Source organism: Actinomadura sp. WAC 06369, from assembly GCF_003947565.1.
Taxonomy (GTDB): domain Bacteria; phylum Actinomycetota; class Actinomycetes; order Streptosporangiales; family Streptosporangiaceae; genus Spirillospora; species Spirillospora rifamycini.
The window spans coordinates 1-8,034 of the sequence record NZ_QHJN01000251.1 but is presented as its reverse complement, the minus strand read 5'-3'; the positions used below and the strand labels follow the sequence as shown (position 1 = coordinate 8,034).

Below are 8,034 nucleotides of genomic sequence, written 5' to 3'. Positions count from 1 at the left end.
CCGCCCGGCAAAGAAACCCCCCACCGCCCCCGCACAGCAGAGCCGAAGAGCCCATCGAACGCGCCGACGACCACATCGGCCGCCTCAGCGCGACCGGAATCAGCGGTGGGTGGTTCGGAGCCAGTCGGGGTAGTCGGTTTCGCCGAGGGCGGCGCCGTTGCCGGGGACGAGGTCGCCCTCGTGCATCTCCGCGCCGAAGTAGTGCGCGTGCGGGTCGGTGACGACTTCGCGCGGGTCGTTCCAGGCCGCGAGGGCCGTGCGGAAGAAGTCGTCCATCCGGTACTGCGTCGGGCCGGCGATCTCGACGGTGCCGTTCAGCGGGGCGCCGGACGCCGTCCGGGCGACCGCCGCGGCGACCTCGTCCCCCGCGATCGGACGGAACAGGACCGGGGCGATCCGGACGGCGTCGCCGTCGGCGGCCTCGTCGGCGATCCGGGGCGCGAACTCGAAGAACTGCGTGGCGTGGACGATCGAGTAGGGGACCCCCGACTCCTCGATCAGCTTCTCCTGCGCGAGCTTCGCCCGGAAGTAGCCCACGTCGGGCCGCCGCCCGGCGCCCACCACCGACAGCGCGACGTGGTGCCGGACGCCCGCCCTGCGCCCCTCGGCGAGCAGGTTGCCGGTGGACGTCTCGAAGAAGCGCAGCACCGCGGCGTCCTCGAAGGACGGGGAGTTCGACACGTCCACCACGGCGGACGCGCCGTCCAGGACCTCGGCGAGGCCCTCGCCGGTGAGGGCGTCGACGCCGGTGCCCGGCGACGCCGCCACCGCCTCGTGCCCGTCCTCGGCGAGCCTCGCCACGACCTTCGAGCCGATCAGGCCCGTCCCCCCGATGATCACGACCTTCATGCCGGTCTTCCTGCCCACCGGGACGGGGAAAACGCCGAGGTCAGGCGGCCGGGCGGCGGGCGAGGACGAGGCGGGCGCGGGGGCCGCCGTCATCGCGGCGTCCGAGGGACTCCAGCGGGACGGTCGTCACGGTGAAGCCGGCGGCCGCCAGGTCGTCGCGGACGGCGCCCAGCGGGCACGTGCGGTAGTACATGACGAACGGGGGGCGCCAGACGGCGTTGCGGATCCGCATCGCGGCGTCGAAGCCGAGCAGCGCCCAGTACAGCGGGGACGTCGGCGGCGGCGGGGCCCCGATCGGGAACGCGAAGAGCCCGCCGGGGCGCAGCGCGCGGTGCACTCCGGCGAAGAGTCCGGGGCGTTCGGCGGGCAGCAGGTGCCCGAGCGCCCCGAAGGTCACCGCGAGGTCGAAGGCGCCGGCGAAGGGGAGGGACCGGACGTCCGCCCGCACCCATGCGGCGTCCGGGTGGGCCCGCCGCGCCTCCGCGAGCATGCCGGCGCTGAAGTCGACGCCCGTGATCCCTCCCCGGCAGACCGGGGCGAGGGCCCGGACGCCCGCGCCGGTGCCGCAGCACACGTCCAGTCCGTCGCCGAACGGGCCGAGCGGGCGCAGCGCCTCGGCGGTCGCGTCGAGGACCCGGTCGGGGGTGCGGAACGGCGTCCGATCGAACTTCGGGGCGAGCAGGTCGTAGCCGCGCTCGACGGACGACAGCGCCTGCACCGCCAGCTCGCGCAGCGACGGGCCCTGGGGGGAGAACACCGGTCAAGCGTACGCGACGCCGGTCAGGCGGGCGGCGGAGCCGCGAAGACCCGCACCCCGTAGCTCTCGAGGAAGTCGAGGTTGTCGGCGTCGGCGCGCTCGCCCGCGGGCCCGATCCCCTTGAAGTAGCCCTCGATGGCCCCGGGGCTGTTGAGCTGGAGGATCTCCGCGGTCGAGGTGACCGGCTGGAGCGTGTGCGGCACGAGCCGGGGGCTGAAGACGAGCGCCCCGGGTTCGGCGACGTGCACGTCGCACTCGTCCAGCGTCGTCCCGCCGACCCAGAAGCGGACCTCGCCGGAGAGGACGACCCACGCCTCGTCCTCGCGGCTGTGCGCGTGCAGCGGCGGCGCGCCCGAGGGCCGCATCACGAAGCGCGTGGCCGTGAGCACCCCGTCCGTCTCGTCGGTCGAGATGACCTGCTCGATGCCGAAGTCGTAGTACTCGAACCGCGGACCGTCCCCCGGATTCCGCACAAGGGCGACACTCATCGCAGCCTCCGTCCTGGTTGAATCTTCAACGACATGCATGCACGGTAACAAGTTGAATCTTCAACCGCAATGGCATCGCCGCCGGAGCGCGGGGAGCGCCGCCCGCCTGTCCCCTCTGGCCATCGCCGCGGTCGTGGCCCACCGGGAGCTGGACGGCGAACACCGGCCCCGTCCCGAGGAGGCTGCCGGGCGGCGGCCTGCGCCTACCGCGCCCCGCCGTGACCGATCCTGTACCCGCGCCCGTACACCGTCTGCACATACACCGGATTGCCCGGATCGGGCTCGATCTTCCGCCGCAGGTTCCCCACGTGCGCGTCCACGGTCCGCTCCAGCACATGGTGGTCGAACCCGAAGGCCAGCGTCAGGATCTGCGCGCGGGTGAACACCCGGGACGGCTCGGCGGCCAGCGCCTGCACGATCCCGAACTCCTTCGCGGTCAGCTCCACCCGGCGCCCGGCCACCCGCACCTCGAACCGGCCCGGGTCGATCTCCAGGTCCCCGACCCGCAGCACGTCCCGTCCGTCCGCCGGCCCGGACGCGCCCGCCCGGCGCAGCAGCGCCCGCACCCGCGCCGTCAGCACCCGCGGACTGTACGGCTTGGTGACGTAGTCGTCCGCGCCGAGATCGAGGCCGAGCAGCAGGTCGTCCTCCCGCGAACGGCCGGTCAGCAGCATGATCGGCACCCGCGACTCCGCGCGCAGGACCCGGCACACGTCCAGGCCGTCCACCCCGGGCATCACCACGTCCAGCACCAGCAGGTCCGGGTGCCGCGCCCGCGTCTGCTCCAGCGCCTCCCGCCCGTCCCCGACCACGACCACGCTGTGCCCGTCCCGCTCCAGATACGCCCGGACGAGCCGCGCCTGCGTCGGATCGTCCTCGGCCACGAGAACGCGGGAGCCGCGCACGGGAGATCTCCGAATCATGATCACTCCTCCAAAGGTTCTTCACCGGTTCTTCGCCGCCGCCCGCTTCAGTGTTCGACCGGTCCCCCCACCGCGAAGGAGCACCCGATGCCGTCCCGCTACGCGCGCATCACCGACGCCGACCGCCGCACCTTTGCCGAGCAGGGCTACCTCCTCGTCCGCGGCGCCCTCGACGAACCCCTCCGCGCGTCCGTCGAACAGGCCGTCGACCGCGTCCACGCCGCCGAGGAGCGCGCCGGCCGCCTCGGCCCCCACGGCGCGATGCACACCCTCGGCGCCGTCTTCCGCGACGAGGCGTTCACCGAACTCCTCGACCTCCCCGCGACCTTCCCGCACCTCTGGGGCCACCTCGGCTGGAACATCTACGTCCACCACAGCCACATCGACGTCAACCCGCCCGTCCCCGAGGACGACCCCGCCTGGCGCTGGCACCAGGACGGCTACCGCCAGAACGCCGACCTCGACATGGAGCCGCGCCCGATGCTCTCCATCAAGGTCGCCTACGTCCTCAGCGACCTCTCCGAACCGGGCCGCGGCGGCACGCTCGTCCTACCGGGCAGCCAGCACCGCAACACCCTCGACCGCACCGAGCCCGGCCCGGACGGCCGCCACCCCCGCCCCCCGGGCACCGTGGAGATCTCCGCCCGCCCCGGCGACGCCTTCCTCTTCGACCGCCGCCTCTGGCACTCCCGCTCCCCGAACCTCTCGACCATCACCCGCAAGATGGTCTTCCTCTGCTACACCTACCGCTGGATCCGCTCCCGCGACGACGTCACGATCAACCGCCACACCCCCTGGTGGCGGAGCCTCACGCCCCTCCGCCGCCAGCTCCTCGGCGACGCCGACGAAGCCGCGAGCCACTTCGGCTTCACCCTCGCCTCCGGCGTCTGGGACGACTCCATCCCCCTCCGAGCCGAACTGAAATCCCGCGGCCTCCTAGACAAATCCCACCACTACCTCCGCTGACCCCGCCGCCTGTGCAGGCGGCGACGTCCATCAGCAGGTCCAGCAGGCGACGATGAGAAACAGGCAGCACTTCGGAAGCCGGTGACACAACCGCGCTGTGCTGATTAACGAAAACCCGCCGCACCAACCATCGACGTAACCGGGTGCGCGGGGCACTTGGGAAACGTCCGTTCAACCATTTCCGCGGAACAGCCCGGCGGGTGGCAGGAAGCGCCCCTCCTTGACATGCGAGTAGTCGCGGGCCTCGGCCACAAGGCCGTCGCTGTCGAAGCGCAGCAGCGTGCAGCCGGAGATGGTGAGCGGCTTGTCATTCGGGTAGGTCACTGCCCAGTACTCCACGGCCGCCAGAGAACCGTCAACCTGCGGTTCGCCGAACCAGACCTCCGCCGGGCGGGTTTCCTCGTCGAAGCACTCCCGTACGTAGTCGCGCAGCCCGTCACGGCCCCGGTGCGGGCGACGATCCCCTCAACCTCCTGAGCGGGCCAGCACTCGGCCCACGCGTGCGCCCACCGCTCAGCCGCCTCCCGTGTATCCACGGTCGCTCCCCTCGCGTTGCGTTGCCGCGCATCGATGGCCCAGCCGACCACCCGCCGGGAGAGTCCTGGGCGGCGCGGCCAAAGCCACCTACCACTACGTGCGCGGCGACGAGGAGATGGCCGCCGAAGCCCAGGACAACGCCACCCGGGCGGGCCGACCGGGGCGCGGGCCGGTGATCGTTTCGGACGAGGTCCTGGGGATCATGGCGGGGCTCCGGCAGCCCGCTCTTGATCCTGCTCGCATAAAGGACCCGTTAGTGAGGCCGCGGCTGCAATGGCAGAAACCTGATAGCTCTGTACCTATTAGTATGTACACTGCTTGCATGAGCACTGTAGAACGTCTCATCGAGAGCACTCGCGAACTGCTGTGGGAACGGGGTTACACCGGCACCAGCCCCAAGGCGATCCAGCAGCGGGCTGGTGCCGGGCAAGGCAGCATGTACCACCACTTCGCCGGAAAGCCGGATCTGGCGCTCGCCGCGATCCAGCGCACCGCCGGGGAGATGCGCGCCAAAGCCGAGGCGCAGTTCTCCGCGCCGGGGACCGCGGTGGACCGCATCGCCGCATACCTGCACCGGGAGCGAGACGTCCTCAAGGGCTGCCCGATGGGGCGCCTCACCCAGGACCCGGATGTCATGGCCGACCCTGCGCTGCGGGCCCCCGTCGACGAAACCTTCGCCTGGCTGCGGGCACGCCTTGCTGAGTTGATGGCCGAGGGGCGCGAGCGCGGCGAACTGGATGCCGCGCTGGACCCGCAGGCGACCGCCGCGACTGTCGTCGCGACTCTGCAGGGCGGCTACGTCCTGGCCCGCGCCGCCGGCTCGGTACAGCCATTCGACCAGGCGATCACCGGGGTGCTGGGCCTCCTGGCCGCGCATGTCCCCACCGCCCACGAGTAGAAGGGGCCTGCCTTCGATGCGTATCTCCCGTACACCGCAGCCCACCACCGTCGCACCACCCGAGTGGGTTTCCGGCGCGGCATGGGTCGACGAGATCGCCGCACCCGAGGGATCGTCACGCTTCCGGGTTGACAGCGTTCACTTCGCGCCGGGCGCCCGTACCGCATGGCATCGCCACCCCTTTGGCCAGGTCCTTCACGTCACCGAGGGGACAGGGCTCGTCCAGTGCCGGGGCGGAGACGTGCACACCATCCGCGCCGGCGACAGTGTGCGCATCGAGCCGGGCGAGTGGCACTGGCACGGAGCCTCTCCTACCACCTTCATGACGCATCTGGCGATCCAAGTAGTCGCCGAGGACGGCACCGAAGCCGAACGCGACACCCATGTCACCGAGGCCGAATACCTCACTGGCCTGCTTGCCCACTGATCACCCAAGAAGGAAGGCAGATTCGCCCATGTATGCCAAGCAATACGAGATCACCTTGCCCGCCGACTACGATATGAAGATCATCCGCAGGCGGGTAGCCGAGGGCGGCCACGTCCTCGACGACCGGGCCGGATTGGGCCTGAAGGCGTATGTCATCCGCGAACGCGGCATCGACGGCTCGCCCATCAACCAGTACGCCCCCTTCTACTTGTGGAACGACACCGGCGCGATGGCCCACTTCCTCGTCGGTGGCGGAGGATTCCAGAACATCGTCCGTGACTTCGGCCGTCCTGTCGCCCGGCATTGGGCCGGCATTGCCTGCCATGCCGGCCCCGCTCGCACGGCACCTCCCAAGACGGCCTCCCGTCGTCTCACCTCGATACCCTCCGACACGGACCTAGACGGCACTGGACTGGGGCTGTCCGCGCTGATCGAGCGGGAGGTCGAACAGCTGCAACGGCTTTGCGGCCATGAGGGCGTGCACACCGCTGCGCTGGCCGTCGACCCTCACCATTGGCAGCTGCTGCGGTTCGTGATGTGGGCCGACTCCTCCGCTCCGGACGAGGAGGCGACCGAGCGCTACGAGGTGCTGCACCTGTCCACCCCTGGCCTGAGGGACCTGCCGGAGGGACAGGGCTGGTAGCCCCTCAGCATCCGCAAAAGTCACCGTGCGCTATGCCATCTCTTCGCCATCGTCCAAGTCGGTGACGGCCGGGGTCCGCAGGGGCCGCAGATCGCCGCCGGACGGAACGGAGACTGTGAGGCTTCAGCGGCCGAGCACGTTGCGATTGCGGTGCTTGCCCGGGGAAAGAGTTTTCCTCTGTTCAAGCGGTGTACACCGACGGTGATCACGGTGTTCCCGCTGGTCAGAGAGTGAAGGTGGGCAGGGGTGGGGTCGAACCGCCGACCTTCCTTTTCAGAAGTGGAAGGAGCGCTGCTGCCCTGACAGATGTCGGCGTCGGACGGTGTGCAACGGGCGGCCGTGATGGTCATCGCGTGTCGACGTTGCCGTCACGGGTGCCGTCATTCGGCCGAAGGTGTCAAGCGACCTTGATGGAGTGGGGACCGACGCTGACGGTGATGTCCACGTGCCCGCCGAGAGCAGTGGCGTAGGCGCGGAGGGTCTCCAGCTCCATGGCTTCAAGGTCGCCGTTCTCGATCTGGGAGACGCGGGACTGGGAGACACCGAGGATCTGGGCAACCTCCACTTGAGTCTTGCCGATGGCCTTTCGGAGTTCCTTGAGGTGGTGGCCGGCGACGTAGGCGTCAAGTTCGGCGCTTGCCCGAGCCTGGCGTTCGGGGTCGGCCAGATCGGGGTTGCGGCGGTGCGCTTCGGCCTTGATGTCCTGCCAGCGGCGTCCGGTGCTCATCGTCCGGCCTCCTTGTCCTTCGCGGCCCGGTACTCGGTGTAGCGGGCTTCGGCCAGTGGGATGGCTTCGTCGTACCACCGGGCCCATTGACCGGCCTTGTCTCCGGCCACGAGGAAGATCGCGGCGCGGTCGGGGTCGAATACGAACAGCATGCGGATCTCGGATCGCCCACGGCTGCCGGGCCGCAGCTCCTTGAGGTTCCGCAGCTCACTGTGTTCCAGAGTGTCGACGAGCGGCCGTCCCAGCGTCGGCCCGACCTAGGCCAACCTGTCGATGGCTTGCTCGATCAAGGCGGCGGTGTCCGTCTCGGACTCGCACAGCTCGAGGAACCAGCTCTCGACCGGTTCGAGGAGGATCACGTCCCAGGGCACCTCATCAATATAACCCTGAACTCATATCGATGGCCGACCGTCCGCTCTCACGAGACGTACGTTGCCGTCAAAAATAACGCCCCGGGCCATGTGGCTCCGGGGCGTAGTTGCTGGTCTTGGAGGTGGGCAGGGGCGGGGTCGAACCGCCGACCTTCCGCTTTTCAGGCGGACGCTCGTACCGACTGAGCTACCTGCCCATGACGTGCTTTCGCACGTCTGGCGGTCCTGACGGGATTTGAACCCGCGGCCTCCACCTTGACAGGGTGGCGAGCACTCCTAACTGCTCCACAGGACCTTGCTTGCCTGAGCCTAGTGGCTCGGGCGGTGTGTCTTGGCCGGTGTTCCCGGCTCTTGGCGACGTCCGAGAGCATACGCGATGCCCGAGGGTGGCGCCAACTCGGTTCTCGGGAGTGCGGGGGCGCGTGGTGGGGATGCTGCTCCGGGGGTT

Annotated in this window: 10 protein-coding genes, 2 tRNA genes and 2 pseudogenes; 5 read left to right on the top strand and 9 right to left on the bottom strand. The window is 70.0% G+C overall.

The genetic code is table 11. The features are described from left to right. Positions 1-99 precede the first annotated feature (99 nt). From DMH08_RS37095 to DMH08_RS37080, 4 genes are all read right to left on the bottom strand, one after another. Entirely contained in the window at positions 100-849 is a 750-nt protein-coding gene (locus DMH08_RS37095) for an SDR family oxidoreductase (protein WP_125620881.1), read from the bottom strand. A gap of 40 nt (positions 850-889) precedes the next feature. Further along, positions 890-1,606, bottom strand: coding sequence for a class I SAM-dependent DNA methyltransferase (locus DMH08_RS37090; protein ID WP_125620879.1), 717 nt, complete (start codon positions 1,604-1,606; stop codon positions 890-892). A gap of 23 nt (positions 1,607-1,629) precedes the next feature. Beyond that, positions 1,630-2,094 (bottom strand): cupin domain-containing protein, encoded by a 465-nt coding sequence (locus DMH08_RS37085; protein WP_026403254.1) that lies wholly within the window; start codon positions 2,092-2,094, stop codon positions 1,630-1,632. 203 nt (positions 2,095-2,297) lie between these two features. After that, the gene (locus DMH08_RS37080) at positions 2,298-3,017 is read right to left on the bottom strand and encodes a response regulator transcription factor (protein WP_125620877.1); all 720 of its coding nucleotides are present in this window, start codon (positions 3,015-3,017) and stop codon (positions 2,298-2,300) included. Between the two features lie 87 nt (positions 3,018-3,104). Between DMH08_RS37080 and DMH08_RS37075 the strand changes: the two genes are divergently transcribed. Then, positions 3,105-3,983, top strand: a complete 879-nt coding sequence (locus tag DMH08_RS37075) for a phytanoyl-CoA dioxygenase family protein (RefSeq protein WP_125620875.1) — start codon at positions 3,105-3,107, stop codon at positions 3,981-3,983. A gap of 171 nt (positions 3,984-4,154) precedes the next feature. On the opposite strand, the pseudogene DMH08_RS37070 reads toward DMH08_RS37075, so the two are convergent. After that, positions 4,155-4,424, bottom strand: a pseudogene (locus DMH08_RS37070) (hypothetical protein); the annotation flags it as partial. Between the two features lie 85 nt (positions 4,425-4,509). Between DMH08_RS37070 and DMH08_RS42890 the strand changes: the two are divergent. From DMH08_RS42890 to DMH08_RS37055, 4 genes and pseudogenes are all read left to right on the top strand, one after another. Beyond that, a pseudogene (locus tag DMH08_RS42890) lies at positions 4,510-4,665 on the top strand (DUF6507 family protein); the annotation flags it as partial. Between the two features lie 177 nt (positions 4,666-4,842). Beyond that, on the top strand, positions 4,843-5,418 hold the full coding sequence (locus tag DMH08_RS37065) for a TetR/AcrR family transcriptional regulator (RefSeq protein WP_125620871.1): 576 nt from the start codon (positions 4,843-4,845) through the stop codon (positions 5,416-5,418). A gap of 16 nt (positions 5,419-5,434) precedes the next feature. After that, the gene (locus DMH08_RS37060) at positions 5,435-5,845 is read left to right on the top strand and encodes a (R)-mandelonitrile lyase (RefSeq protein ID WP_125620869.1); all 411 of its coding nucleotides are present in this window, start codon (positions 5,435-5,437) and stop codon (positions 5,843-5,845) included. A gap of 28 nt (positions 5,846-5,873) precedes the next feature. Continuing rightward, on the top strand, positions 5,874-6,488 hold the full coding sequence (locus tag DMH08_RS37055) for a DUF4865 family protein (RefSeq protein WP_125620868.1): 615 nt from the start codon (positions 5,874-5,876) through the stop codon (positions 6,486-6,488). Positions 6,489-6,885: 397 nt separating this feature from the next. On the opposite strand, the gene DMH08_RS37050 is transcribed toward DMH08_RS37055, so the two are convergent. From DMH08_RS37050 to DMH08_RS37035, 4 genes are all read right to left on the bottom strand, one after another. Beyond that, the gene (locus tag DMH08_RS37050; RefSeq protein WP_125620866.1) at positions 6,886-7,215 is read right to left on the bottom strand and encodes a helix-turn-helix domain-containing protein; all 330 of its coding nucleotides are present in this window, start codon (positions 7,213-7,215) and stop codon (positions 6,886-6,888) included. Then, positions 7,212-7,460, bottom strand: coding sequence for a type II toxin-antitoxin system RelE/ParE family toxin (locus DMH08_RS37045; protein WP_442778671.1), 249 nt, complete (start codon positions 7,458-7,460; stop codon positions 7,212-7,214). The genes DMH08_RS37050 and DMH08_RS37045 overlap by 4 nt, the downstream gene beginning before the upstream one ends. A 249-nt stretch (positions 7,461-7,709) precedes the next feature. Further along, a tRNA-Phe gene (locus DMH08_RS37040) sits at positions 7,710-7,783 on the bottom strand. Positions 7,784-7,803: 20 nt separating this feature from the next. Next, positions 7,804-7,881 (bottom strand) — tRNA-Asp (locus DMH08_RS37035). Between the last annotated feature and the right edge of the window lie 153 nt (positions 7,882-8,034).

Excerpts from the sequence above, each read along its gene's own strand:
- DMH08_RS37095 (WP_125620881.1), bottom strand. The coding sequence starts at position 849 with ATGAAGGTCGTGATCATCGGGGGGACGGGCCTGATCGGCTCGAAGGTC.
- DMH08_RS37085 (WP_026403254.1), bottom strand. The coding sequence starts at position 2,094 with ATGAGTGTCGCCCTTGTGCGGAATCCGGGGGACGGTCCGCGGTTCGAG.
- DMH08_RS37080 (WP_125620877.1), bottom strand. The coding sequence starts at position 3,017 with ATGATTCGGAGATCTCCCGTGCGCGGCTCCCGCGTTCTCGTGGCCGAG.
- DMH08_RS37075 (WP_125620875.1), top strand. The coding sequence starts at position 3,105 with ATGCCGTCCCGCTACGCGCGCATCACCGACGCCGACCGCCGCACCTTT.
- DMH08_RS37065 (WP_125620871.1), top strand. The coding sequence starts at position 4,843 with ATGAGCACTGTAGAACGTCTCATCGAGAGCACTCGCGAACTGCTGTGG.
- DMH08_RS37060 (WP_125620869.1), top strand. The coding sequence starts at position 5,435 with ATGCGTATCTCCCGTACACCGCAGCCCACCACCGTCGCACCACCCGAG.
- DMH08_RS37055 (WP_125620868.1), top strand. The coding sequence starts at position 5,874 with ATGTATGCCAAGCAATACGAGATCACCTTGCCCGCCGACTACGATATG.
- DMH08_RS37050 (WP_125620866.1), bottom strand. The coding sequence starts at position 7,215 with ATGAGCACCGGACGCCGCTGGCAGGACATCAAGGCCGAAGCGCACCGC.